Consider the following 23,186-nt stretch of genomic DNA (forward strand, 5'->3'; position numbering starts at 1 on the left):
CTTCCCTTTTTGAACGTTTTCACTATGTTGCAAGGAAGGATGAGTGCGCGCGTGAATTTAGATTTTTCACAGATCATTCCATCGATACCATTCATATTAGAAGGAGTTATTGTCACATTAAAAATTGTCATTTTCGCGGTATTGCTTGGATTTGCGCTTGGCGTTGTGCTGGCGTTAATGAAAATTGGCAGAATCAAAGTGTTGGCGTGGATTGCTGACGCGTATACCTCCGTATTTCGCGGCACGCCGCTTGTGCTGCAGCTTGTCCTTATTTATTTTGGCATTCCGCAGCTTACTGGAGTGGATATCGGGCCGTTTCCTTCAGCGGTCATCGCATTCGGGTTAAACTCTGCCGCTTATGTTTCGGAAATTATCCGCGCCGGCATTTTGGCTGTCGATAAAGGGCAGCGGGAAGCGGCGCTGGCGCTCGGCATTCCATATAAGCTAATGATGCGGGATATTATTTTGCCGCAAGCGTTGAAAAATATTTTGCCGGCGCTGATGAACGAATTTATTACATTGACGAAAGAATCTGCCGTCGTTACGGTCATTGGAGCGATGGATGTCATGCGGCGCGCGTATATCGTCGGCGGACAAGTGTATCGGTATATTGAGCCGCTGTTGATCGCCGGGCTTATTTATTACGTTTTAGTCATGCTTCTTACGCTGCTTGGCAAAGCGTTGGAAGGGAGATTGAGAAAAAGTGATTAAGGTCGAGGATTTGCATAAATCGTTTGGCAAACTAGAAGTGTTAAAAGGAATTACGACAACAATTCAGCAAGGGGAAGTAGTGGCGATTATCGGCCCGTCCGGGTCTGGAAAATCGACGTTTTTACGCTGTTTAAACTTGCTGGAAGAACCAACAAAGGGAAGAATTTGGATTGGAAACGAGGAGATTACCGACAAAAAAACGAACATTATGAAAGTGCGCCAGCATGTCGGCATGGTGTTTCAACATTTTCATTTGTTTCCGCATATGACTGTGCTCGAAAACGTCACATATGCGCCGATCAAAGTCAAAGGAATGGCAAAAGCCGAAGCGGAAGCGAAAGGAATCGAACTGCTGAAAAAGGTTGGATTGGAACAAAAGGCGAACGAATATCCGAGCCGGCTGTCGGGCGGACAAAAGCAGCGCGTGGCGATCGCAAGGGCGCTTGCCATGTCGCCGGATGTGATGTTGTTTGATGAACCGACGTCAGCGCTTGATCCGGAAATGGTCAAAGAAGTGCTTGAAGTGATGAAGTCGCTCGCGCATACGGGAATGACGATGGCGATTGTTACGCATGAAATGGGCTTTGCCCGCGAAGTTGCCGACCGAGTGCTGTTTTTAGACGGCGGTCGGCTTATCGAGGACGCGCCGCCACAACAATTTTTCGCATCTCCAAAAAGCAAGCGGGCTCAAGAATTTCTTGAAAAAATGTTATAATGAAGTACAATAAAAAGATGGTCTTTGGATCATCTTTTTTAATTTGGATCGGGAGAATGAAAAAGAATGGTAAAAATAGGATACCGAACAGCAAAAACAGCGATCGGCACTGCGCTTTCGATTTTCATCGCTCAGCTAGCAGGATTAAATAATTTTGCCTCTGCCGGCATTATTACGATTTTATGCGTGCAAGTGACGAAAAAAAGATCGTTGAAAGCCGCGTGGGCGCGCTTTGTCGCGTGTGTTGTCGCGATGCTGTTTTCATATATTTTTTTTCAAGGAATAGGGTACTACCCGTTTACCGTCGGGTTAATGCTGCTCTTTTTTATTCCGACGACGGTATGGTTAAAAGTGAATGAAGGGATTGCGACAAGCTCAGTCATTATTCTCCATTTGTACGCAGCAAGGAAGTTTACATGGTCCATTATTTTCAATGAGCTGCTATTGCTTGTCATCGGCATCAGCGTTGCGCTTTTAATGAATATGTACATGCCAAGCGTGGAAAAGCAGCTAAAAGAATATCAGCGCATTGTCGAAGATTTATTCCGCATCATTCTTAAAGAGATTGTTCGTTATTTGCGCACAAATGAAACCGATTGGGATGGGAAAGAATTGATGCTGGCAGGAGACATTTTACAACAGGCAAAGCTGCTTGCGGTGCGAAATGTCGAAAATCATGTGCTGCGAAATGAAGACGGATATTATCATTATTTTCTAATGCGGGAGAAACAACTGGAAATTATCGAACGGGTGCTTCCGCTCGTCACCTCGCTCACGTATACAGTGGAGCAGCGCAACATCGTTGCCGATTTTATCGACAAATTAAGCGATGCCGTCCATCCGGGAAATACGGCGTATCGCTTTCTTCGCGAACTTCAAAATATGAAAAAGCGGTTTGAAACAATGCCTCTGCCAAAAACGCGCGAAGAATTTGAGGAGCGGGCCGCTTTGTTGCACTTAGTGAAGGAACTTGAACAATATTTAATCATTAAAAGCCAATTTCGCGACCCGAAAGAGAAAAAACGGCTTTCTCATGACACATAATCTCCGCCCTTTTGCTTCACACTATAACAAAGAAAAGCAAAGGGTGAGAGTGATGCGATGGATATTGGCAGCAATGCTAATGCTTTCTTCTTTTTTATCCATTCCCGCTTCTGCAGAGGTGGAAACAAAACCGTTCATCATCATCAATAAAGCGGTCAATCAACTTGCCTTTATCAGCAACGGAAAAATCGAAGCCGTCTACCCTGTTGCCACTGGCGTTAATACATTATTAACGCCGGAAGGCCTATTTACAGTAACAGTAAAGGCGAAAAATCCGTATTACCGCAAAAAAAATATCCCGGGCGGTGCGCCGAATAATCCGCTTGGGACGCGGTGGATCGGATTTAACGCGAAAGGCACGGACGGGCGTGTATACGGGATTCATGGAACGAATAACCCATCATCCATTGGAAAATATGTGTCGCAAGGATGTATACGCATGTACAATCACGATGTCGAGCAATTGTATGAAAAAGTTCCGAGTGGCGCGAAAGTGGTTATCGTCCGCAGCAACGAATCGTTTGCTGCGATTGGCAAACGGTATGGCGCGCTATAGTTGAAAGGACAAGCTCCAACTAGATGCTTGTCCTTTTCTTTTTGTACATATAGAGACGTATGGCGCTTCTGGCATTTTTTGGCCCCGATAGGCATTAAAAGGCTTTCGGCGCCTTCCGTTTTTTTATTAAAACCACATGCTAATGCCGGTTAAAATTGTTGTGATTAACATAGAGAGCAACATCAAATAAACGACGAATTTTTGCGTTTTTTTGCGGGACATTGCCGTTCCTCCTTATGGACAAAGTTCCTGTTTAACATTGTATCGTGAGGGAAGCGGGGAGACAAGAGAAAACTTGGCCGCGTTTGCAAGAGAAAAGCAGGATTTTTTGTCGAAATGGCGAAACATACTTAATGTTCGCAACATTTTACAGCAAAGGGGATTAGGCAATGGATGTAAAAAAAGTGGACCATGTTGGAATTGCCGTTACGTCCGTCGAGAAAGCGCTGCCATTTTACGTCGATATATTGCAGCTAAAGCTTCTTGGCATCGAGGAAGTGGAATCGGAAAAAGTAAAGGTCGCCTTTTTGAAAGCGGGAGAAACGAAAATCGAACTGCTTGAACCCACATCGCCGGAAAGCGCGATCGCAAAATTTATTGAAAAACGCGGCGAAGGGATTCATCACGTCGCGCTTGGGGTGGACGATATACAAGAACGGATCAACGAGCTAAAAGAAAAAGGAATTCGCATGATCCAAGACGAGCCAAAACGCGGCGCCGGCGGGGCGCTTGTCGCCTTTATGCATCCGAAATCAACGGGAGGTGTTTTGTATGAACTTTGCGAGAGAAAGGATGCGGAGGTGTAGACGATGGCTGATATGTATGACAAAATTAATGAACTGTATGATCGGCGCCGTGAAATCGAACTGGGAGGCGGCGATGATAAAATTGAAAAACAGCACGCCAAAGGGAAACTGACGGCCCGCGAGCGTATCGATTTGCTTCTCGATGAAGGAACATTTGTCGAGATGAACCCGTTCATCGAACATCGCTGCACCGATTTTGGCCTTGACGGAAAAAAAGGACCAGGAGACGGTGTTGTGACCGGGTACGGGAAAATCAACGGCCGCACCGTATTTGTTTTTTCCCAAGATTTTACCGTATTCGGTGGCGCGCTTGGGGAAATGCATGCGAAGAAAATTGCCAATATTATGGATTTAGCCGCAAAAACTGGAGCGCCAGTCATCGGCTTGAATGATTCGGGAGGCGCGCGCATTCAAGAAGGAGTATTGTCGTTAGACGGATATGGGCATATTTTTTACCGCAATGCCATTTATTCCGGCGTCATTCCGCAAATTTCCGTCATTATGGGGCCATGTGCGGGCGGTGCTGTTTATTCACCGGCGATTACCGATTTTGTATTTATGGTTGAAAAGACGAGCCAAATGTTTATTACTGGGCCGAAAGTGATTGAAACGGTGACGGGAGAAAAAATTAGCGCCGAAGATTTGGGCGGGGCGCGTGTGCATAATACGATCAGCGGCAACGCCCACTTTTCCGGAGCAACCGAGGAAGAGGTGCTTCAACAAGTGCGGAAGCTATTAAGCTATTTGCCGCAAAACAATCAAGAAAAACCGCCGTTTGGACCGGTTCCGGAAGAAGATGATTACCGGCCGGATTTGGCCGACGCAGTTCCAATTGATGCGGTCCGTCCGTATGACGTGCGCAACGTCATTTTGCAAGTCGTCGATGAAGGTTCATTCATGGAAGTGCAAAAAGATTTTGCGAAAAATATTGTCGTCGGTTTTGCCCGCATAAAAGGCGAAGTCGTCGGGCTTGTGTGCAACCAACCAAAATTTATGGCCGGCGGGCTTGACATCGATTCATCGGATAAAGCGGCCCGGTTTATCCGCTTTTGCGACTCGTTTAATATTCCGCTTATTACGTTTGAAGATGTCACCGGCTTTTTTCCGGGCGTCAAGCAGGAGCATGGCGGCATCATCCGCCATGGCGCGAAAATTTTGTACGCATATTCCGAAGCGACTGTCCCGAAAATTACCGTTATATTGCGGAAAGCATACGGAGGCGCGTATGTAGCGCTCAACAGCAAGTCGATTGGCGCCGACGTCGTTTACGCGTGGCCGAATGCGGAAATCGCTGTGATGGGGCCGCAAGGGGCGGCGAACATCATTTTTGCGAGCGAAATCGAAAATAGCCCGAACCCAGAAGAAACGCGGGCGCAAAAAATTGAGGAGTACCGGCAAAAATTCGCGAATCCGTACGTCGCTGCAAAATACGGTATGGTCGATGATGTCATCGATCCGCGCGATACGAGAATCAAGATCATTCAGGCGCTCGATATGCTCCGCCATAAACACGAAGAGCGTCCGAAGAAAAAGCATGGCAATATTCCGCTATAAAGCAGTGACCTCCGCTGCCTATTTGTGGGCGGCGGGTTGATTCATTTGCGAAGAGACCATTTTAGTGGGGAAAATCGAATCATCGTTGGAATGGCTGGCGTTTCGCACATCACCTAAAGCTGACGTGACAGTAAATGTATTGTTCATAAGGCAACCTCTCCCCAACATAATTTAGTTTCATTTTTTATCTTCAAAAACAATTTTTCGCAATCATTGGCAAGATCGGGTATACTTTTAAATGAGTACATAAGCAGGAGGAAGAATGAAAATGGTTAATCAGCAACGCTTAGTCGACGAATTTTTAGAGCTTGTGCAAATCGATTCAGAGACAAAACATGAAGGCGACATCGCCAAAGTGTTAAAACAAAAGTTCGAAGCGCTTGGGCTTCATGTCATTGAAGACGATGCCGCGGCGAAAACCGGGCACGGCGCGGGAAATTTGATTTGCACGTTAGAGGCGACAAAAGAAGGTGTTGACCCGATTTATTTTACGTCCCATATGGATACCGTCGTTCCGGGAAAAGGAGTGAAACCGTCGATTCAAGACGGATACATCGTGACTGATGGAACGACGATTTTAGGAGCGGACGATAAAGCCGGATTAGCGGCGATGTTTGAAGCAATTCGCGTCTTAAAAGAACGAAACATTCCGCACGGCACCATTCAGTTTATTATTACGGTCGGGGAAGAATCCGGACTCGTCGGAGCGAAGGCGCTCGATCCGTCGCTTATTCAAGCGAAATTCGGCTACGCGCTGGACAGCGACGGCAAAGTTGGAAATATTGTCGTCGCCGCGCCGACACAGGCGAAATTGAAAGTCGTTGTTCACGGAAAAACGGCGCATGCCGGCGTGGCCCCGGAAAAAGGGGTTTCCGCGATTACGATCGCCGCCAAAGCGATCGCAAAAATGCCGCTCGGCCGCATTGACGAAGAAACGACAGCAAACATCGGCCGCTTTGAGGGCGGAACGCAAACAAACATCGTTTGCGACCGCGTCGATATTTTAGCGGAAGCGCGCTCGCTAGTGCCGGAAAAAATGGAAGCGCAAGTCGCGAAAATGAAAGAAGCGTTTGAAACAGTTGCTGCAGAAATGGGCGGGCGCGCCGAAGTGGATGTAGAGGTAATGTATCCGGGCTTTAAGTTCGGTGACGGCGATCATGTTGTCGAAGTCGCGAAACGAGCCGCAGCCAAAATTGGGCGTCCGTGCGAATTGCTTCGCAGCGGCGGCGGCAGCGATGCAAACGTCATTGCCGGCTTTGGCATTCCGACAGTAAATTTGGCAGTCGGCTACGAAGATATTCATACGACGAATGAACGCATGCCGATTGCGGAACTTGTGAAATTGACAGAAATGGTTGTAACGATCGTCGAAGAAGTGGCAAAATGATAACGGGGCATCCATGCTTGGATGCTCCCTTTGCATAGAATAGGCGATGAGAGGGGACGGTGGAATGAACAAGTTTGTTGTTTTTCAGTTGGAGCGCGAGCAATACGCATTACCTGTTACACATGTTATCTCTATTGAAAAGATGGCGGACCCGACTGTCGTTCCGCAAATGCCGGATTATATGGTCGGAGTCGTCCGCATTCGCGGCGAATTAGTGCCTGTGCTTGATACGCGAAAACTGTTGTATGGGCGCCCTTTTGAAGAAACGGATAAAACGAGGATTATTGTCACGGCGACCGAAGATATTTCCGTGGCGTTCATTGTCGATGAGGCAAAAGAAATTCTCGATATTCCAGAGGAGTCAGTCAAACAAGTGAATATGCTTGCGTATCGACAAACACCTTATTTTATTGGCATTGCCAGCTTGCCGGAACGGTTGATTACATTAATTGACCCGAATCAATTATTTGAGAATTTAGAAGGAGCAAAAACGATAAAGGAGCATATTCACAATCACCAATGAATGGAGAGCGTCTAATGAATCGTGGTAATTTCTTGTATATGGGCTCTCAAGCGCTACAACAAGCGATATTGATCTTGCTTTTTTAAGAGAACGGACAGAGCAGAGCTGTTTATGATTGTCGGGGAGCTTGCAGCGATTTTGAATGGTGACGTTGACCCCATTGATTGTGAAGGAAGCAACGGCCGTTTTTCAAGCACAATGGTTAGGAATATTGTGATAATGATGAAAAAGCACGATTTGCGATGAGATACGCAGTTAAATGAAGAACTGGCAAAGATTCTTAAAAGAGAACGGTGTATGAGTAACAATGTTATGATGTCGAAGAACATCTGGATGATTTTCGCGATTTATAGGAAGCAAGTGCTGCCACAAGAAGGAAAGGAATAAGACGAGAGGCTGCTGTACGCGGCCTTTTTTGTTTTTATGCATTTAGGTTTTTGCCCATACATTTTCGCCTTCCGCGCATACCCTAGAAAATGAGGAAACCCACTCCATTTGTTTCCTAATCCATGATTACGCGAAATATTAAAGGAGGAATTTGATATGGACGAAAGACAATTTGGAATGTATCCGACTGGCGGATACTACCCGTATCATCATTACCCATATTATCATCATTATCCACATTATCCTTATTACCCGTATTATCATCATTACCACCATCACTTTCCGCACCATCCATACGGCCATCAATACGGCGGATATGGCGGATATTCTTAAAGAGTCCTGGTTTCAGGACTCCTTTTTATTCAAATTAAGCCCATTGGCGATTTTGGCGGGATAATGAGCAACGAATGGGTTGCAACAGGCGTTTGCCATGTTTTGTACGGAAAGGGGAATAAAATGGAACAGTGGCGGAGCGAATTGGGGAAGCGGCAAGGCGGCTTGTTCAAGGAACTGCGATGTCTCGCATAAACCGGTGAAAAAGTTTTTCTTATCTTAAAAATCGATAAGGAAATTTACCGGAACATCGTTGTATATCTTAGAAACTCCTTTCTAATTTGCTGTAAATGTAATTCAAAACTTGATATGGTAAAATAAACTGTGGTATGTTCTTTCATGAACAAACAATAAAGTATAGAAAGGAACGTTTAGCGATGGCAAAACAACAAATTGGCGTCATTGGGTTAGCAGTAATGGGAAAAAACCTTGCGTTAAACATTGAAAGCAAAGGTTATTCAGTTGCCGTGTATAACCGTTCCCGTGAGAAGACGGACGAGTTTTTAAAGGAAGCGAAAGGCAAAAATATCGTCGGTACATATAGCATCGAAGAGTTTGTGAATGCGCTCGAAAAACCGCGGAAAATTTTGTTGATGGTGAAAGCGGGCGCGCCGACGGACGCAACGATTGAACAATTAAAGCCGTATTTAGAAAAAGGTGATATTTTAATCGATGGCGGCAATACGTACTTCAAAGATACGCAGCGCCGCAACAAAGAATTAGCAGAACTTGGCATCCACTTTATCGGCACGGGTGTCTCCGGCGGCGAAGAAGGCGCGCTGAAGGGACCGTCGATCATGCCGGGTGGCCAAAAAGAAGCACATGAGCTTGTGCGCCCGATTTTTGAAGCGATCGCCGCGAAAGTAAACGGAGAGCCGTGCACGACGTACATCGGCCCGGACGGTGCAGGGCATTATGTGAAAATGGTGCATAATGGCATTGAATACGGCGATATGCAGCTCATTGCCGAAGCATATTTCTTATTGAAACATGTGCTTGGCTTGAACGCTCAAGAATTGCACGAAGTGTTTGCTGAATGGAATAAAGGAGAATTAAACAGCTATTTAATCGAAATTACAGCAGATATTTTCACGAAAATTGATGAAGAAACAGGCAAACCGCTTGTCGACGTTATTTTGGACAAAGCGGGGCAAAAAGGAACGGGAAAATGGACAAGCCAAAATGCGCTTGACTTAGGAGTGCCGCTTCCAATCATTACGGAATCGGTGTTTGCCCGCTTTATTTCAGCGATGAAAGACGAACGCGTCAAAGCGAGCAAGCTTCTTTCCGGCCCTGCGGCGAAGCCGTTTGAAGGCGATCGCGCCCACTTTATTGAAGCGGTGCGCCGCGCGCTTTACATGAGCAAAATTTGCTCGTATGCGCAAGGCTTTGCGCAAATGAAAGCAGCGTCCGATGAATATAACTGGAATTTGCAATACGGCAATATCGCGATGATTTTCCGCGGCGGCTGCATCATTCGCGCGCAGTTTTTGCAAAAAATTAAAGAGGCGTACGACCGCGATCCGCAGCTGCCAAACTTATTATTGGACCCTTATTTCAAAGAAATTGTCGAAAATTATCAAGAAGCGTTGCGGGAAATTATTGCGGTCGCCGTCATGCGCGGCATTCCGGTTCCGGCATTCTCAAGCGCGTTGGCGTATTATGACAGCTATCGGATGGAAACATTGCCAGCTAACTTGATCCAAGCGCAGCGCGATTACTTTGGCGCGCACACATATGAACGTGTAGATAAAGAAGGGGTTTTCCATACAGAGTGGTTGAAGAAGTAAAAAAATTCCCCTTATTGCCATGCAATAAGGGGAATTTTTTTATTGCATCTTTTCGAATAAAAGAACGCGCGCCGGCGCGGCGTCTGTGCCGATAAGTTTTAATGGCGCGGCGACCATAAAGTACGAGCCTTCTGGAACGTCTTTTAACCGCAGCCCTTCGATGACAATCACGCCTGCGGAAAACAATGTTTTATGTGTTGGATGTCCCGGCTGGCTCCGTTCGATGCCCAAGGCGTCGATGCCGACGCCGCGAACTTTTTTATCGGCAAGATAGCGTGCCGCATCTTCGGCAACGTAAATAAACTCAAAGTTAAACGCGTCTTCCAGCGAGTTTTTCGTTTTAAACAATACAAAATCATTTTCGCGGATATCTAATGAAGCGATATCATCTTTCGCAATTTTGTCATTGACGTGCGTTAAATCAAACAATTTGCACGGCCCGACGAGGCGGTCGAGAGAAATCGTTTCAAACGTTTCGCCGCCTTTGACCATATGAAGCGGCGCATCGATATGGGTTCCGGTATGCACGTCCATGTCGATGCGGGATTCTGTGACGTAATTGTTTGTCATGCTTGTTAGTTTCGGCTGTTTTTCCGGTTTATTTTTATACACGGGCATTCCTTCAAAAATGGGTGCAGTAACATCATAAAATTTCGTCATACAGTTATCTCCCTTCTTTATTGATGATAATGAATCGGCCACCAACGGAACCCATCTTTTTCAAGCAACGCATCAGAAGCTTTCGGTCCCATCGATCCGGCTTCATAGTTTGGAAAATCAGCCGCTTTTGTGTTTTCCCATACTTCGGAAATAGGATCGACGAATTGCCATGAAGCGGCCACTTCATCCCAATGCGTAAAGTTGGTTGCGTCGCCGCGCATGCAGTCATATAGCAATTTTTCATACGCTTCCGGCGTGTTGATGCCATCGATGCAATTGTTGCAGTAGTCCAATTCAATCGGCGTTGTTTTCATATTTTCGCCGCTTTTTTTGCCGTTTAAATGAAGGGTGATGCCCTCATCCGGCTGAATGTGGATAATCAATAAATTCGGCTGGATTTTTTCGTTTGTTCGATAATATAAGTTCATTGGCACATCTTTAAATTGGACGACGATTTTCGTTGATTTTTCCGTCATGCGTTTGCCTGTGCGAATGTAAAATGGCACGCCGGCCCAGCGAAAATTATCGATCATCAACTTTCCGGCGACAAACGTTTCCGTATTCGAGTTCGGGTCGACGTTATTTTCTTCGCGATAGCCAATGACTTCTTTTCCGTTGATGACCCCTCTGCCGTATTGCCCGCGGACAAAGTATTGATCCACTTCATCGTGAGAGATTGGGCGCAGGGCGCGCAGCACTTTTACTTTTTCGCTGCGGATGTCATCGGTTGTTAATTTAATCGGCGGTTCCATCGCCAAGAGCGCGACCATCTGCAGCATATGATTTTGCACCATATCGCGAAGCGCTCCGGAATGGTCGTAGTAACGTCCGCGGTCTTCGACTCCGAGCGTTTCGCTTGATGTAATTTGAATGTTGGAAATAAACCGGTTGTTCCAAAGCGGTTCAAAAATCGCGTTCGAAAAGCGGATCACTTCGATGTTTTGCACCATTTCCTTGCCAAGATAATGGTCGATCCGGTAAATTTCATGTTCTGAAAACGATTGGCGAATTTCCTCATTTAGCTGTTGCGCGCTTCGGAAGTCATGGCCGAACGGTTTTTCAATGACGAGGCGCTTCCAGCCGTTTGTTGCAGTAAGCCCTTCTGACTTTAAACGGGATGTAATCGTGCCAAAAAATTCCGGTGCCATTGCTAAATAAAAAATGCGGTTCCCATCGGTATGATATGTTTCATCCAATTGTGCAAGCAGCGTTTTTAATTGCTGATAGGACGCAGTGTCCGTGACATCGAATGGATGATAATAAAAATGGGACACGAATGACAAATCGCTTAATTCTTGACGAAGGGCGTTTTCCACTGATTGGCGGACATAATTGCGAAACTCGTCATTGGACAATGGGCGGCGTGCAACGCCGACAACAGCAAATTCTTCGGACAGTTTTCCTTTTTCATACAATTGATAAATAGAAGGAAACAGCTTGCGTTTTGCCAAATCTCCTGTAGCACCAAAAATGACGATTAATGATTTCGGATTCATGTTGTTCACGATATGTACCTCGCTTTAGCCAAAATTGTCTCTTCAAATAATTAATTGTAGAGATTTATGGCGTTGAACGCAAACATTTTAACATTTTATTGTAAAAGAGTATTGAAATACGGCGCGAAACATTGATACGCTAACAACAGACAAAATGTCATCGCTTTTGATAAGGAGTGGGTGCGTTGGAATTATTGTTTTTAGGCACAGGAGCTGGAGTGCCAGCAAAAGAACGAAACGTGTCGTCTATCGCGCTCCAGCTGTTAGAGGAACGCGGGGCAACGTGGCTATTTGATTGCGGAGAGGCGACACAGCATCAAATTTTACATACATCCATCCGTCCGCGGCGGATTGAAAAAATTTTTATCACTCATCTTCATGGTGACCATATTTTTGGATTGCCGGGACTGCTTGGGAGCCGCTCATTCCAGGGAGGGGACACACCGTTAACCGTATATGGGCCGAAAGGGATTCAAACGTTTATTGAAACATCGCTTTCGGTTAGTTCCACGCGGCTGAAATACGATTTACAAGTCGTTGAAATCGAGGAAGGGATTATTTTTGAGGACGAACGATTTTTCGTGATTGCGAAACAGTTGGATCATGGCATTCTTTCTTACGGTTTTCGCGTTGTGGAAAAAGATTTGCCAGGCACTCTTTTAGTAGATAAATTGCAGGCGCTCGGGGTTCGCCCCGGTCCCATTTATCAGCAAATCAAATTAGGGAAAACGGTACAGCTAGAAGACGGAACGGTCATTGATGGACGTGATTTTGTCGGCCCGCCACAAAAAGGGAGAATTGTCGCAATCCTTGGCGATACACGCTATTGCGAGGCAAGCGTCGAGCTCGCGACAGAGGCGGATGTGCTCGTTCATGAAGCGACGTTTGCGGTAGAAGACAGCGCTTTGGCGCACGATTATTTTCATTCTACCACCGCACAAGCGGCGGAAGTGGCGAAGCGCGCCGGAGCGAAAAAGTTGATTTTAACTCATATTAGCTCTCGTTATCAAGGTGAGTTGAGCGAAGAATTGCTGCACGAAGCAAGGGCATTGTTTCCGAATACGGAATTGGCATTTGATTTTTCCTCGTTTATCATCCCAAGAAAAAAATAAAGCTGCCGGTTTCCCGGCAGCTTTAGAAACGCCATCCTCTCTCATATTGCACTGGAGCAGGAATTGTCGTTCCCAACTCTTTTGCGGCGGCGTACGGCCAATATGGATTGCGCAATAGTTCGCGGGCGAGAAACACTAAATCAGCGCGCCCGTTGCGCAAAATTTCTTCTGCCTGCCATCCGGAAGTAATCAAGCCGACCGCTCCAGTAGCGATTTCTGCCTCGTGGCGAATCGTTTCTGCAAACGGAACTTGGTAGCCCGGATATACGCTAATATTTGCTGGAACAACCGCACCGGAACTTACGTCGATAAGGTCGACCCCTTGTTCTTTCATGCGTTTCGCATATGGAACGTAATCTTGGACTGTCAAGCCTTCCGGATGGTGATCAGAAGCGGAAATGCGCACAAAAAGCGGTCCGTCCCATACTTCTTTTACTGCTTCGATCACTTCTCCTAAAAAGCGATAGCGGTTTTCCGGAGAACCGCCATACTCATCTTGCCGCTTGTTCGATAACGGCGACAGAAACTCATTAATTAAATAGCCGTGGGCAGCGTGAATTTCGATGATATCAAAACCTGCTTCTTTAGCGCGGCGCGCACCATTTTGGAACGCTTGAATCGTTTCTTCAATATCTGCTTTCGTCATTTCTTTTGGAGTGCGTGTTTGATCGCTGAACGGAATCGCCGAAGGCGCGATAATTTCTCCGTCCACTTCCGATTTGCGCCCAGCGTGGGCGAGCTGAATGCCGATTTTCGCCCCATGTTCTTTGACGAGCGAGACTAGTTCGCGCAATCCATCGATATGTTCATCGCTCCAAATGCCCAAATCACGCGACGAAATTCTTCCTTGGGCGGTAACAGCAGTCGCTTCCAAAATAATGAGACCAACTTGACCGACAGCACGCGCCGGATAATGAATTTTATGCCAGTTTCGCACTTTCCCATCTTCCGTGTCGCAAGAATACATGCACATCGGAGACATGACAATCCGGTTTTTGAGAGTGACTCCGCGTATCGTGTACGGTGAAAAAAGCATCGCTTCCATTGTCTGTTTTTCCCTCCAAGTAATGTCGTTTTCAATTTGATAATAGCACGTTTACTTGAGAAAGAAAAACGATACGCATTGGCAAGAAAAGAGTTAGCGCGATGGAGCGTCGGCGTGCGAAAAAGCCGCAGAAATAAGTTCTTTGCCCAACTCTTCCGATCGCTCCGTCGCCCGTTTGATGCAAGCAACGACCGCTTCTTGGTAGCGGTAACGCTCCAGCACTTGGATGCCTGCCTCCGTCGTTCCGCCGGGACTGGTCACCTCTTTGCGCAAAATGGAAGGGTGTTTATTTGTCGTTTGCAGCATTTGCGCCGCGCCAATGATCGTTTGCAAAATCAATTTTTTGGCGACGGTGCGGTCAAGCCCGATTTCTTCCGCCGCTGTTTCCATTGCTTCTACTAAATAGTACACATATGCCGGCCCGCTTCCGGAAAGCCCCGTAACGGCATGCAAATCATGTTCTGGAACGACTGCGACAATGCCGACTGTTTCAAACAACGTTTTTGCGATGGTGACATGTGTTTCCGTCGCAAAACGGCCTTGGGAGATGGCGGTGGCAGACTGGCCGATCGCCGCCGACGTGTTTGGCATGGCGCGAACGACTGCGACATTTTTTCCAATGAGCGAGACGATCGTTTCCGTCGTCACGCCAGCGAGCACGGAAATGATTAGCTGGTGTTCGCCAATCGCCGGCGCGATGGAAGCGATGCTTTCTGCCGCATCTTTCGGTTTCATCGCTAAAATGACGACATCTGCTTCTTTTACCGCTTTTTCTTTATTTGTCTCGGTTCGGACTCCGTATGTTTTTTTCATATATTCGAGCCGTTTTTGATTGCAACGGTTTGTTACAATAATTTGTTCAGGCCGGTACAACGTTTTTGTCATTCCGCAAATAAGCGCTTCCGCCATCGAGCCGGCGCCGATAAACGCAATGGTCGTTTCCTGTTTCATGGTGAATTCCTCCTTTTTGGATAAAAAATAAAAAGACCTTGCCTCCTATAAAAAGGACGGAAGGTCTTTGTTTCCGCGGTACCACCTTTTTTGGCTCTTTCGCCAAGAGCCCAGCTCTTCACCGATAACGCCGGTTAGACGTTTAGGTTTGCCTAACAGCTCATGAGGTAGGTTCAACCACGAAGAGGGTAATGAAACCTTGCAGCCCGCGGGTTTCACTCTCTGGATACCGTTCATGGTTTACTGGCCCCACTCATCGCCTGTTTGCGATGTTCATTTTGTTTGCAATTATGCAATGAAAACAAACGTGTTGTCAATAGAAAAAACAATTTTTTCGCGAATTATTCGAAAAAAATGACAAACTGATAAAATCAGTGTAAACTGTAAAATATCACGATTGCCGATTTATTTTATTATCAAATTAATTATAGAAGGAGATTGTCGGTTATGAAGGAGCATGTTTATCGCATCGTTGTTCCAACGCCGTTTCCGGTTGGGAATGTAAACATGTACTTGATTAAAGGAGACAGCTTGACTCTGATCGATGCCGGAATAAAAACAGAAGAGGCGTGGCATTCGTTTCAACAGCAGCTTCGTCAAATTGGGTACGCTCCTTCTGACATCGATCAAGTGGTCATCACCCATCACCATCCTGATCATGTCGGCTTGCTCGATTATTTGCCGGATGATTTGCCAGTCGTTGGCCACTGGAAAGCAGACCGCTGGGTTCGCCAAGATGAAACATTTTTTCAACAACATCAACAATTTTTTGGACAGTTTTTATTGGAGTGCGGCGTCGATCGTTCGTTTCTCGCCGAGCTTTCCAATTTGCGCGGTTCGCTCCGCTATGCATGCCGACGTCCGCTTACTGCGACGATCAAAGAAGGCGATTCGCTGCCGGGGTTGCCGCATTGGAAAGTGATTGAAACACCGGGACATGCGCAAAGCCATGTTGTGTTTTACCGCGAAACGGACGGCGCGATGATTGGCGGGGATCATTTGCTTTTACATATTTCTCCAAATCCGATGATGGAGCCGCCTTTTCCAGGGGAGACGGAACGCCCGAAACCGTTGGTGCAGTATAACGCTTCATTGCTTAAAATGCGTGATTACGACGTTTCGTTCGTGATGACTGGGCACGGAGAAGATGTGACGGACGTATTTGCGTTGATTGAAAAACGTCTTCGTAAACAACGGGAGCGCGCCGAGCAAGTGCTCGATATGCTTAAGCAAAAGCCGCATACCGTATTTCAAGTTTGCCAAAAGCTGTTTCCTGCTGTATATCGGCAAGAGTTGATGTTAACGATATCTGAAACGATTGGACAGCTCGATTATTTGGAAGAGAACGGTGCGGTTTGCAAGAAAAAAGTAAATGATTATTACGTATATGAAGCGGTGGAGGGATCTATTTGCGGATAGAAGGCAAACATATCGTCATTACCGGAGCGTCCAGCGGCGTCGGTGAACAAATCGCTTATGAGGCGGCGCGACAAAAAGCGCTCCCAGTGCTGCTTGCCAGAAATGAAGAAAAGCTGAAACAGGTGGCGAGACAAATTGAACGGACCTATCATATTTCGCCGCGTTATTACCGGTTGGACGTGAGCGATACAGATGCGGTGGAAGCGGTGTTTCAACAATTATTCCAGGATGTTCAGGCGGTTGACGTATTGGTGAATAACGCCGGCTTTGGCGTGTTTCGCAATGTGGAAGATATCGATTTTGAGGAAATGAAGGATATGTTTGCTGTGAATGTGTTTGGCTTAATCGCTTGTACAAAAATAGTATATTTACATATGAAAGAAAGGCGAAGCGGTCACATTATTAACATCGCTTCACAAGCGGGAAAGTTAGCGACGCCGAAATCGAGCGTATACGCCGCCACGAAACACGCGGTGCTTGGATTTACGGACAGCTTGCGGATGGAAGCGGAACAACATGGGATTTTTGTTACGGCTGTGAACCCGGGACCGATTCGTACTAATTTTTTTCATGTCGCCGACCAGTCAGGAGAATACGTAAAAAATGTGGAACGATGGATGCTTTCGCCGGAAAAAGTGGCCAAACGGGTTGTTTCGATTATGATGACGCCGGCAAGGGAAGTAAATATGCCGCGCTGGATGAATATCGGCAGTCAACTTCATCGCTTGTTTCCGGCGGTTGTCGAGAGAGTGGGAAAACGCGCGTTTTTCAAAAAATAACATTCCTTGCCTTGGCAGGGAGTGTTATTTCGTTATATATTCATAAATGACATCATTGACAATTTCATACACGTCCATCTCTTCGTCGTTTGTTATTGCGAATAAAATTTTTTCACGCAGTTGTTTCCATTCTGAATCGTTAAGCGGAAGCGATTCCGGATCATATCCATATTGCCGCAAGCAATTGCGAATAAGTTTTGTTAGCCATTTTTCATCCATAGCGTCACTTCCGATCATTACGATTGGGATGGAGTGGCGCGGACAACAGAATGGAATTTTCCTTTATGGGCGCCGTCGCAAAATGGCTTATTGTTGGACAGGCCGCATCGGCAAAGCGAAAACGTTTGTTTTGTCACAAATTTATTTCCTTCCGCATCAATAAGCTCCACGTCGCCAATGACGCGATAGGAGCCGTTGTCGTTCACTTTGATTTGCACTTTTGCCATCATTCATTCCTCCTTTTTATTTTTGACAGCAACTTGCATATGTAGGTACAATAAGAGCGGAAACATGAAGAAAAGGAGCATCATGTAGCGTGAATATTACATTTACGGATAAAGCGATCGAACAGCTTACCCCTATTTTAACGCAAACGGGGAGAATGTTAAAGCTCAAATATGATACAGATGGGTGTGGATGCCTTGTCAACGGTGTCATTGCATTATCGTTAGTCGACGAGGCGGATGATGACGATATTGCGGTTGAAACGAATTTTGTTCCTGTTTTTGTTGAAAAGTCTCGCCTTGTTTTTTATGACGACACGATGACGATTGACGTTGTGGAAGGGATCGGCTGTTTTCAATTGAAAAGCCCCGGGCAAATTTTAAGTCCTCGCATGCCGCTTGTAAAAGTGAGTGAGCAATGTGAACGATAAACTCAAACAAATCACGAACGTAGCGAAGCAAAAAACATGGGTGTCGTTTTTGCATGAAAACGATCCGTACAGTTTGCTGCATTGGTCGATTGCCGGCGTCTATCAAGAGCCAAAGGACGTCTGGCTTTTGCAGAATGAAATGACGTTTGAAACAAAAGAATTTGCCACACTCGATGAAGCGGTAGCGTGGATGGGTAAGCACATGCCAAATATTACAGAAGTGTTATAAAACCGTAACCGCTCGGGTTACGGTTTTATCATTATCGCTTTCTGCAGAACGCGGGCGGCCTTTGGACAAAATGGAAGCTCCTTCCGCTTTTCGTTATTGCGGGGAGTTTTGCCGTTTTGTCGGATGAATCGCTTTTTCTAATTCTTCTTTTGCAATTGTTTGTTTTACTGTATCGGCGCTTTGCTTTCCTTTTTGCGCGTTGCTTTTGGCCATTGTTGCGTTTGCCCCCTTTTATTTGAACGGTTTGTTTTTATCATGCCAGAATGACAATATTTTATGCATGGAGGGGATTTGTGTGGATCTGCGGCAAAAAAATCAAGCAAAACGAACGGACGAATCGTTTACGTTGAAGGACCGCTTAAATGAGGAGTTGTTCGCTAAGCTGAAGGAGAAGAAACGGGAATGGGAGCGGCAAGAACAGCGTCGAAAAGAGGAAGAAGAAGCACGGAAGCGCGAAGAGCGGCGCAAACGCGAAGAACAAAAAACATTTGCAGAGCTGTTGAATGAAAGCGATTTGGATTGGCGGAATTTTAAGTAATTCTCTCCCTTATGTTTTGGATCGTAAAGCTGTGTGCGAAGTTTTTAAGCGTTCTAATTATGTCTTTAGGCCAAGTCCTAATGTTTGTGTAAAATCCGACTCCCAGTCCAGCGAACATATGTCTCCGCAAATAGAACCGCTTTGTGCCCGCTTCGTTTTGCACAAGTTCTTGGGCTTCATCTCTGTTCTTTAGGCAGGCGCTATTAAAGCGGAGAGGAACAAAAGAATGCGTTCTATTCATTCCATTGCTTTAGATGGTGCGGGTGTCTATAAGACTAGTGGTGAATTGGAAAGAAAGGGGATTGTCATGGAAGCACATTCTGCTAGCAAAACGGCGTTGATAATGTCAATCATCAGCGTTATTTTTCTTGCCGCGAACCTTCGCGCGCCGATTACGTCGGTGGGACCGCTTGTGCCATTCATCTGCGAAGATCTCGGACTTTCCAACACGGCCGCTGGCATATTGACGACGGTTCCGTTGCTTGCGTTTGCCGTCTTGTCGCCGTTTGCGTCACGCCTCGCTAGAGCGTTTGGAATGGAAATCGTTTTATTCGTTTCGCTTCTTTTTTTGCTGGCGGGGCATATTTTTCGCCCTCTCGGCGGCGTTTCGCTTGTTTTTATCGGTACGATATTGATCGGCGCCGCGATTGCGGTCGATAATGTATTAATGCCAGCGCTCGTTAAAGAAAAATTTTCTAATTACGTTGGCTGGATGACCGGGGTGTATACGGTCGCTATGAACTTGACGGGAGCGCTCGCGTCAGGGTTAAGCGTTCCGCTGGCGTCGGCGACTGGCTTTGGCTGGAGAGGATCGCTTGGTTGTTGGGCGGTGCTAACGGTGGTCGCATTGGCGTTATGGGCGCTGCAACTCCGCAGCCGGAAAAAAGATTTGTCGCAGCCAACCGGCAGCGAGCGAAGATCGCTATGGAAATCGCGCCTTGCTTGGCAAGTGACGTTGTTTATGGGATTGCAGTCTTTATTGTTTTACACGCTTATTACATGGCTTCCAACGATGTTGCAAAATAAAGGCATGAATCCGGAAACGTCGGGATGGGCGTTGTTTTTATTCCAATTCGCGCAACTGCCGTTTATGTTTATCGTTCCGGTCATTGCCGAAAAAATGAAAACGCAAACGCTGCTTGTATGGGTGACGTTTGTGTTAAAAGCGGCGGGAATTGGCGGCTTTTTGTTCGGAAGTCCAGCGCTCGTTTGGTTGTGGGCGGTGATGTTAGGAATCGGAGCCGGTTTTGCTTTTTCTTTGGCGATGATGCTGTTTGCGCTTCGTTCGCGAAGCGCCATGCAAGCGGCGGATTTGTCGGCGATGGCGCAATCATTCGGATATTTGCTTGCCGCTTTCGGACCGCCGCTGTTTGGATCGCTTTACGATATAACAAAGGGATGGACGTTGCCGCTCTTTTTAGTGTTGCTCGTTTCCGCTTTCCTATTATTGGCTGGCATTGGTGCGGCGAAAGACCGTTATGTGACGGAATCGTAATGGAGGCGAAGAAAGGCCGTCACCGATGCATGTTGTACATCGAAGCTTTCGTATGCTGACGGAGCCATTCATATTCTTCCTTGGTTAAGCGTGGGGCGGAAGCGGCGTTTATGTTCTCAATGAGCTGTTCGATGCTGCTTGCCCCTGGAATGGCAGCGGCGACGACCGGATCATATAAGCAAAACTGCAGCGCCGTTGCCGTAAACGAACGGTGTTCGGCTGTTTTCGCTTTTAACTTTGGAATCAATGTTTTCAATTCTTCGTATGTATAATCAAGATAACCGTTTTCTTTCACAGAAGCGCTTGCCGCCTCTAACGGCCGCTCTGTAAGCAATCCTTTCGCAACAGGTCCGCGGGCGATGACGCTGATGTTATGTTCGCTTAGCAGCGGAAACAATTCTTCCGGACGGCGGTCGAGCAAGCTGTATTGCATCATGACGCTGACAATATTCGACCGTTTTACATATTCACGGATGACGTTCGGACGAATCGAAGAAATGCCGTAATAGCGGATCAACCCTTCTTGTTTTAACTCTTCGAACGCTTCAATCGTTTCGTCGATCGGATCATCAATCGTGCCGCCGTGGAGCTGATATAAGTCGATGTAATCCGTTTGCAGACGGCGCAAACTTTCTTTTACTTCCGATTTAATATATTTTTTGGACGGATCCCAAAACCACCCGTCTTTTCCATCTTCCCAGCGGTTGCCGACTTTTGTCGCAAGTATGACTTGATCGCGCTTTCCTTTGATCGCCTTTCCGACAAACTCTTCATTTAATCCGCGGTCGTAAAGATCGGCCGTGTCTAAATAGTTAATGCCGCGCTCCAGCGCTTCATGAATAATACGGATTGCTTTTTGTTCGTCCGTGCCAAGCGACATGCAGCCGAGCCCGATTTCGCTGACATATAAATCTGACAAACCGATGCGCCGTTTTTGCATGTGTTTTTTCCTCCTTAATGAGAATCGTTTTTTACATTGTACAACGGAAAGTGAAACTTACTCAAATGATATAGTACAATAAAGAAGAACGATAACATTAGATGGGAGAGAAGAAAATGGAACATTTGATCGAAAAAACGATTCGCAAAGAAAAAATATTCAGCGGCAAAGTCGTTCAATTATACGTAGAAGATGTGCAGCTGCCAAACGGAAAGACGAGCAAGCGGGAAGTCATCAAGCATCCAGGCGCAGTGGCGATTATTCCGGTTACAAATGAAGGAAAACTAGTGCTCGTACGGCAATATCGAAAAGCGCTGGAGCGCGTATTAGTAGAAATTCCGGCAGGTAAGTTAGAAAAAGGGGAGGAGCCGCTCGCGACTGCACACCGCGAATTGGAGGAAGAAACAGGCTACCGTGCTCGTTCGCTATACCACATCGCGTCATTTTACACATCCCCAGGATTTGCTGACGAATTAATTCATTTATACGTAGCGGAAGGGTTAATGAAAGTCGAAAACGCTGCATCGCTCGATGAAGACGAATTTGTCGACATATTGGAAGTGACATTGGAGGAGGCGCTCGAAATGTTGGAAAAACGTGAGATTTATGACGCCAAAACAGCATATGCGCTGCAATATTTGCAATGGCGCCGCGCCATGGGAGAAGAAAATGCGTAACTATTATGTCGATTTGCATATTCATCTCGGCCGAACTGCTTCTTTTCGGCCAGTAAAAATCACAGGCGCAAAAACATTAACGCTCGCTAACATTTTACACGAGGCAGCGCATGTCAAAGGATTACATATGGTCGGTATCATCGACTGCCATGTTCCGGAAGTGCTTGATGAATTGGAACGGGGAGTGGAAGAAAAAGGATGGAAAGAGCACGATGGCGGTGGCGTCGCGATCGGTTCTGTGACATTATTGTTAGGAAGCGAAATCGAAGTATATGATGAACATTGCCAAGGACCTATCCACGTGCTGGCGTTTTTGCCGACGATCGAGGCGATGCGCGCGTTTTCGGAATGGTTAAAAGAGCGTGTGAAAAATATTTCCCTTAGTTCGCAGCGCATGTACGGAACCGGACGTGAATTACAGGTGGTTGTAAAACAATTAGGCGGTTTATTTGTTCCAGCACATGCATTCACTCCTTTTAAGAGTTTGTATGGCAAAGGAGTGAAAAAAAGCTTAACGGAAGTGTTTAATCCCGATTTCATAGACGCGATAGAACTAGGATTAAGCGCGGATACAAAAATGGCTGACCAGATTGCCGAGCTGCATCGCTATCCGTACCTTTCCAATTCGGACGCTCATTCACTACGAAAACTGGCGCGCGAATACCAAGTCATCCGCATGAACGCCCCGACGTTTACCGAATTGAAAAAAGCGTTGCGAAAGCAAGAGGGGAGAATGATTGTTGCCAACTACGGCTTAAATCCGAAACTAGGGAAGTACCATCAAACGACGTGCGAACGGTGTTTCAAACCGATGGATCCCCAGGAAAAACGATGCCCATCATGCGGCCACCACCGGCAAATTAAAGGTGTGTTTGACCGCCTTCAAGAGCTAAAAACAGGGGGAACCCCGCCAGAACGACCTCCGTATATTTACCAAGTGCCACTTGAGTTTATTCCAGGGCTTGGCGCAAAAACATATGAAAAATTACTCGCCCGCTTCGGTACGGAGATGCACGTGCTTCATCAGGCGACGGAAGAAGAATTACAAGAGAGCGTAGGCGAAAAACTTGCCAAATTCATCGTGCTCGCGCGCAAAGGAGAGCTTTCCATTCAGGCAGGGGGCGGCGGAAAATACGGAAAAATCGCTTCGGAATAGAAGCGATTT

The 23,186-nt window shown here is 46.5% G+C and carries 27 protein-coding genes and 1 other annotated feature; of the genes, 19 read left to right on the forward strand and 8 right to left on the reverse strand.

Translation table 11 applies throughout. The features are described 5' to 3' along the window. The first annotated feature begins 51 nt into the window (after positions 1 to 51). From MWM02_RS06075 to MWM02_RS06090, 4 genes are all read left to right on the forward strand, one after another. A complete protein-coding gene (locus MWM02_RS06075; protein WP_064550326.1) occupies positions 52 to 711 on the forward strand; it encodes an amino acid ABC transporter permease in 660 nt (219 codons plus the stop codon). Next, positions 704 to 1,426, forward strand: a complete 723-nt coding sequence (locus tag MWM02_RS06080) for an amino acid ABC transporter ATP-binding protein (RefSeq protein ID WP_064549972.1) — start codon at positions 704 to 706, stop codon at positions 1,424 to 1,426. The genes MWM02_RS06075 and MWM02_RS06080 overlap by 8 nt, the downstream gene beginning before the upstream one ends. A 66-nt stretch (positions 1,427 to 1,492) precedes the next feature. Beyond that, a complete protein-coding gene (locus MWM02_RS06085) occupies positions 1,493 to 2,470 on the forward strand; it encodes an aromatic acid exporter family protein (protein ID WP_064549973.1) in 978 nt (325 codons plus the stop codon). Positions 2,471 to 2,522: 52 nt separating this feature from the next. Continuing rightward, positions 2,523 to 3,026, forward strand: coding sequence for a L,D-transpeptidase (locus MWM02_RS06090; RefSeq protein ID WP_064549974.1), 504 nt, complete (start codon positions 2,523 to 2,525; stop codon positions 3,024 to 3,026). Positions 3,027 to 3,152: 126 nt separating this feature from the next. Here MWM02_RS06090 and prli42 read toward each other — a convergent pair whose 3' ends face one another. Then, positions 3,153 to 3,248 (reverse strand): stressosome-associated protein Prli42, encoded by a 96-nt coding sequence (prli42, locus tag MWM02_RS06095; RefSeq protein ID WP_157778133.1) that lies wholly within the window; start codon positions 3,246 to 3,248, stop codon positions 3,153 to 3,155. 167 nt (positions 3,249 to 3,415) lie between these two features. Between prli42 and mce the strand changes: the two genes are divergently transcribed. The 6 genes from mce (at position 3,416) to gndA (ending at position 9,806) form a co-directional block, all read left to right on the forward strand. Next, positions 3,416 to 3,832 (forward strand): methylmalonyl-CoA epimerase, encoded by a 417-nt coding sequence (mce, locus tag MWM02_RS06100; protein ID WP_244403171.1) that lies wholly within the window; start codon positions 3,416 to 3,418, stop codon positions 3,830 to 3,832. Between the two features lie 3 nt (positions 3,833 to 3,835). Further along, positions 3,836 to 5,386 carry an acyl-CoA carboxylase subunit beta gene (locus MWM02_RS06105; protein WP_064549976.1) on the forward strand — a complete coding sequence of 517 codons (1,551 nt, stop codon included), beginning with the start codon at positions 3,836 to 3,838 and terminating at the stop codon, positions 5,384 to 5,386. Between the two features lie 268 nt (positions 5,387 to 5,654). Further along, a complete protein-coding gene (locus tag MWM02_RS06110; RefSeq protein WP_244403172.1) occupies positions 5,655 to 6,773 on the forward strand; it encodes a tripeptidase T in 1,119 nt (372 codons plus the stop codon). Positions 6,774 to 6,837: 64 nt separating this feature from the next. Continuing rightward, on the forward strand, positions 6,838 to 7,296 hold the full coding sequence (locus MWM02_RS06115; RefSeq protein ID WP_244403174.1) for a chemotaxis protein CheW: 459 nt from the start codon (positions 6,838 to 6,840) through the stop codon (positions 7,294 to 7,296). 543 nt (positions 7,297 to 7,839) lie between these two features. Beyond that, positions 7,840 to 8,016 carry a hypothetical protein gene (locus tag MWM02_RS06120; protein ID WP_244403175.1) on the forward strand — a complete coding sequence of 59 codons (177 nt, stop codon included), beginning with the start codon at positions 7,840 to 7,842 and terminating at the stop codon, positions 8,014 to 8,016. A gap of 377 nt (positions 8,017 to 8,393) precedes the next feature. Then, positions 8,394 to 9,806: an NADP-dependent phosphogluconate dehydrogenase gene (gene gndA, locus MWM02_RS06125; RefSeq protein WP_064549979.1), complete on the forward strand. Its 1,413-nt coding sequence runs from the start codon at positions 8,394 to 8,396 to the stop codon at positions 9,804 to 9,806. 39 nt (positions 9,807 to 9,845) lie between these two features. Here gndA and MWM02_RS06130 read toward each other — a convergent pair whose 3' ends face one another. Both MWM02_RS06130 and zwf read right to left on the reverse strand, forming a co-directional pair. Continuing rightward, on the reverse strand, positions 9,846 to 10,466 hold the full coding sequence (locus MWM02_RS06130) for a cyclase family protein (RefSeq protein ID WP_064549980.1): 621 nt from the start codon (positions 10,464 to 10,466) through the stop codon (positions 9,846 to 9,848). A gap of 17 nt (positions 10,467 to 10,483) precedes the next feature. After that, positions 10,484 to 11,962 carry a glucose-6-phosphate dehydrogenase gene (zwf, locus tag MWM02_RS06135; protein WP_420038585.1) on the reverse strand — a complete coding sequence of 493 codons (1,479 nt, stop codon included), beginning with the start codon at positions 11,960 to 11,962 and terminating at the stop codon, positions 10,484 to 10,486. A gap of 185 nt (positions 11,963 to 12,147) precedes the next feature. On the opposite strand from zwf, the gene rnz reads away from it, so the two are divergent. After that, a complete protein-coding gene (gene rnz / locus MWM02_RS06140; protein ID WP_244403177.1) occupies positions 12,148 to 13,074 on the forward strand; it encodes a ribonuclease Z in 927 nt (308 codons plus the stop codon). 22 nt (positions 13,075 to 13,096) lie between these two features. Here rnz and namA read toward each other — a convergent pair whose 3' ends face one another. Next, positions 13,097 to 14,119 carry an NADPH dehydrogenase NamA gene (gene namA / locus MWM02_RS06145; protein WP_244403179.1) on the reverse strand — a complete coding sequence of 341 codons (1,023 nt, stop codon included), beginning with the start codon at positions 14,117 to 14,119 and terminating at the stop codon, positions 13,097 to 13,099. 93 nt (positions 14,120 to 14,212) lie between these two features. Then, the gene (gene proI / locus MWM02_RS06150; protein WP_244403181.1) at positions 14,213 to 15,070 is read right to left on the reverse strand and encodes a pyrroline-5-carboxylate reductase ProI; all 858 of its coding nucleotides are present in this window, start codon (positions 15,068 to 15,070) and stop codon (positions 14,213 to 14,215) included. 49 nt (positions 15,071 to 15,119) lie between these two features. Next, positions 15,120 to 15,336: a binding site (T-box leader), on the reverse strand. A gap of 181 nt (positions 15,337 to 15,517) precedes the next feature. On the opposite strand from proI, the gene MWM02_RS06155 reads away from it, so the two are divergent. Both MWM02_RS06155 and MWM02_RS06160 read left to right on the forward strand, forming a co-directional pair. Further along, positions 15,518 to 16,489, forward strand: coding sequence for an MBL fold metallo-hydrolase (locus MWM02_RS06155; protein ID WP_064549985.1), 972 nt, complete (start codon positions 15,518 to 15,520; stop codon positions 16,487 to 16,489). Then, positions 16,480 to 17,268 carry an SDR family NAD(P)-dependent oxidoreductase gene (locus MWM02_RS06160; protein WP_244403183.1) on the forward strand — a complete coding sequence of 263 codons (789 nt, stop codon included), beginning with the start codon at positions 16,480 to 16,482 and terminating at the stop codon, positions 17,266 to 17,268. Before MWM02_RS06155 ends, MWM02_RS06160 begins: the two co-directional genes overlap by 10 nt. A gap of 24 nt (positions 17,269 to 17,292) precedes the next feature. Here the strand turns inward: MWM02_RS06160 and MWM02_RS06165 are convergent, their stop codons facing one another. Both MWM02_RS06165 and MWM02_RS06170 read right to left on the reverse strand, forming a co-directional pair. Further along, on the reverse strand, positions 17,293 to 17,487 hold the full coding sequence (locus MWM02_RS06165) for a YqzH family protein (RefSeq protein WP_064549987.1): 195 nt from the start codon (positions 17,485 to 17,487) through the stop codon (positions 17,293 to 17,295). Positions 17,488 to 17,504: 17 nt separating this feature from the next. After that, complete coding sequence (locus MWM02_RS06170) at positions 17,505 to 17,714, reverse strand: CDGSH iron-sulfur domain-containing protein (protein ID WP_064549988.1); 210 nt, start codon at positions 17,712 to 17,714, stop codon at positions 17,505 to 17,507. An 89-nt stretch (positions 17,715 to 17,803) separates the two neighbouring features. On the opposite strand from MWM02_RS06170, the gene MWM02_RS06175 reads away from it, so the two are divergent. The 4 genes from MWM02_RS06175 to MWM02_RS06190 all read left to right on the forward strand — a co-directional run bounded on the left by MWM02_RS06175 (position 17,804) and on the right by MWM02_RS06190 (position 20,404). Next, entirely contained in the window at positions 17,804 to 18,142 is a 339-nt protein-coding gene (locus tag MWM02_RS06175; protein WP_064549989.1) for an iron-sulfur cluster biosynthesis family protein, read from the forward strand. Then, entirely contained in the window at positions 18,132 to 18,371 is a 240-nt protein-coding gene (locus MWM02_RS06180) for a YqkC family protein (protein WP_064549991.1), read from the forward strand. Before MWM02_RS06175 ends, MWM02_RS06180 begins: the two co-directional genes overlap by 11 nt. Before the next feature lie 295 nt (positions 18,372 to 18,666). After that, positions 18,667 to 18,909 carry a YqkE family protein gene (locus MWM02_RS06185; RefSeq protein WP_064549993.1) on the forward strand — a complete coding sequence of 81 codons (243 nt, stop codon included), beginning with the start codon at positions 18,667 to 18,669 and terminating at the stop codon, positions 18,907 to 18,909. Between the two features lie 307 nt (positions 18,910 to 19,216). Next, the gene (locus MWM02_RS06190) at positions 19,217 to 20,404 is read left to right on the forward strand and encodes a CynX/NimT family MFS transporter (protein WP_244403599.1); all 1,188 of its coding nucleotides are present in this window, start codon (positions 19,217 to 19,219) and stop codon (positions 20,402 to 20,404) included. Positions 20,405 to 20,423: 19 nt separating this feature from the next. Here MWM02_RS06190 and MWM02_RS06195 read toward each other — a convergent pair whose 3' ends face one another. After that, complete coding sequence (locus MWM02_RS06195) at positions 20,424 to 21,344, reverse strand: aldo/keto reductase (RefSeq protein ID WP_244403185.1); 921 nt, start codon at positions 21,342 to 21,344, stop codon at positions 20,424 to 20,426. A gap of 116 nt (positions 21,345 to 21,460) precedes the next feature. Here MWM02_RS06195 and MWM02_RS06200 point away from each other — a divergent pair, with 116 nt between their 5' ends. Both MWM02_RS06200 and MWM02_RS06205 read left to right on the forward strand, forming a co-directional pair. Next, complete coding sequence (locus MWM02_RS06200) at positions 21,461 to 22,021, forward strand: NUDIX domain-containing protein (protein ID WP_244403186.1); 561 nt, start codon at positions 21,461 to 21,463, stop codon at positions 22,019 to 22,021. Beyond that, entirely contained in the window at positions 22,014 to 23,177 is a 1,164-nt protein-coding gene (locus MWM02_RS06205) for an endonuclease Q family protein (protein ID WP_244403187.1), read from the forward strand. The genes MWM02_RS06200 and MWM02_RS06205 overlap by 8 nt, the downstream gene beginning before the upstream one ends. The last annotated feature ends 9 nt before the right edge of the window (positions 23,178 to 23,186 follow it).

Source organism: Parageobacillus sp. KH3-4 (genome assembly GCF_022846435.1).
GTDB lineage: Bacteria > Bacillota > Bacilli > Bacillales > Anoxybacillaceae > Parageobacillus > Parageobacillus thermoglucosidasius_A.

What these genes read in the sequence shown, in the direction of transcription:
- MWM02_RS06085 (WP_064549973.1), top strand. Translation starts at nt 1,493, where the DNA reads ATGGTAAAAATAGGATACCGAACAGCAAAAACAGCGATCGGCACTGCG.
- MWM02_RS06090 (WP_064549974.1), top strand. Translation starts at nt 2,523, where the DNA reads ATGCGATGGATATTGGCAGCAATGCTAATGCTTTCTTCTTTTTTATCC.
- prli42 (WP_157778133.1), bottom strand. Translation starts at nt 3,248, where the DNA reads ATGTCCCGCAAAAAAACGCAAAAATTCGTCGTTTATTTGATGTTGCTC.
- mce (WP_244403171.1), top strand. Translation starts at nt 3,416, where the DNA reads ATGGATGTAAAAAAAGTGGACCATGTTGGAATTGCCGTTACGTCCGTC.
- MWM02_RS06105 (WP_064549976.1), top strand. Translation starts at nt 3,836, where the DNA reads ATGGCTGATATGTATGACAAAATTAATGAACTGTATGATCGGCGCCGT.
- MWM02_RS06110 (WP_244403172.1), top strand. Translation starts at nt 5,655, where the DNA reads ATGGTTAATCAGCAACGCTTAGTCGACGAATTTTTAGAGCTTGTGCAA.
- MWM02_RS06115 (WP_244403174.1), top strand. Translation starts at nt 6,838, where the DNA reads ATGAACAAGTTTGTTGTTTTTCAGTTGGAGCGCGAGCAATACGCATTA.
- MWM02_RS06120 (WP_244403175.1), top strand. Translation starts at nt 7,840, where the DNA reads ATGGACGAAAGACAATTTGGAATGTATCCGACTGGCGGATACTACCCG.
- gndA (WP_064549979.1), top strand. Translation starts at nt 8,394, where the DNA reads ATGGCAAAACAACAAATTGGCGTCATTGGGTTAGCAGTAATGGGAAAA.
- MWM02_RS06130 (WP_064549980.1), bottom strand. Translation starts at nt 10,466, where the DNA reads ATGACGAAATTTTATGATGTTACTGCACCCATTTTTGAAGGAATGCCC.
- zwf (WP_420038585.1), bottom strand. Translation starts at nt 11,962, where the DNA reads ATGAATCCGAAATCATTAATCGTCATTTTTGGTGCTACAGGAGATTTG.
- namA (WP_244403179.1), bottom strand. Translation starts at nt 14,119, where the DNA reads ATGGAAGCGATGCTTTTTTCACCGTACACGATACGCGGAGTCACTCTC.
- proI (WP_244403181.1), bottom strand. Translation starts at nt 15,070, where the DNA reads ATGAAACAGGAAACGACCATTGCGTTTATCGGCGCCGGCTCGATGGCG.
- MWM02_RS06155 (WP_064549985.1), top strand. Translation starts at nt 15,518, where the DNA reads ATGAAGGAGCATGTTTATCGCATCGTTGTTCCAACGCCGTTTCCGGTT.
- MWM02_RS06165 (WP_064549987.1), bottom strand. Translation starts at nt 17,487, where the DNA reads ATGGATGAAAAATGGCTAACAAAACTTATTCGCAATTGCTTGCGGCAA.
- MWM02_RS06170 (WP_064549988.1), bottom strand. Translation starts at nt 17,714, where the DNA reads ATGGCAAAAGTGCAAATCAAAGTGAACGACAACGGCTCCTATCGCGTC.
- MWM02_RS06190 (WP_244403599.1), top strand. Translation starts at nt 19,217, where the DNA reads ATGGAAGCACATTCTGCTAGCAAAACGGCGTTGATAATGTCAATCATC.
- MWM02_RS06195 (WP_244403185.1), bottom strand. Translation starts at nt 21,344, where the DNA reads ATGCAAAAACGGCGCATCGGTTTGTCAGATTTATATGTCAGCGAAATC.
- MWM02_RS06200 (WP_244403186.1), top strand. Translation starts at nt 21,461, where the DNA reads ATGGAACATTTGATCGAAAAAACGATTCGCAAAGAAAAAATATTCAGC.
- MWM02_RS06205 (WP_244403187.1), top strand. Translation starts at nt 22,014, where the DNA reads ATGCGTAACTATTATGTCGATTTGCATATTCATCTCGGCCGAACTGCT.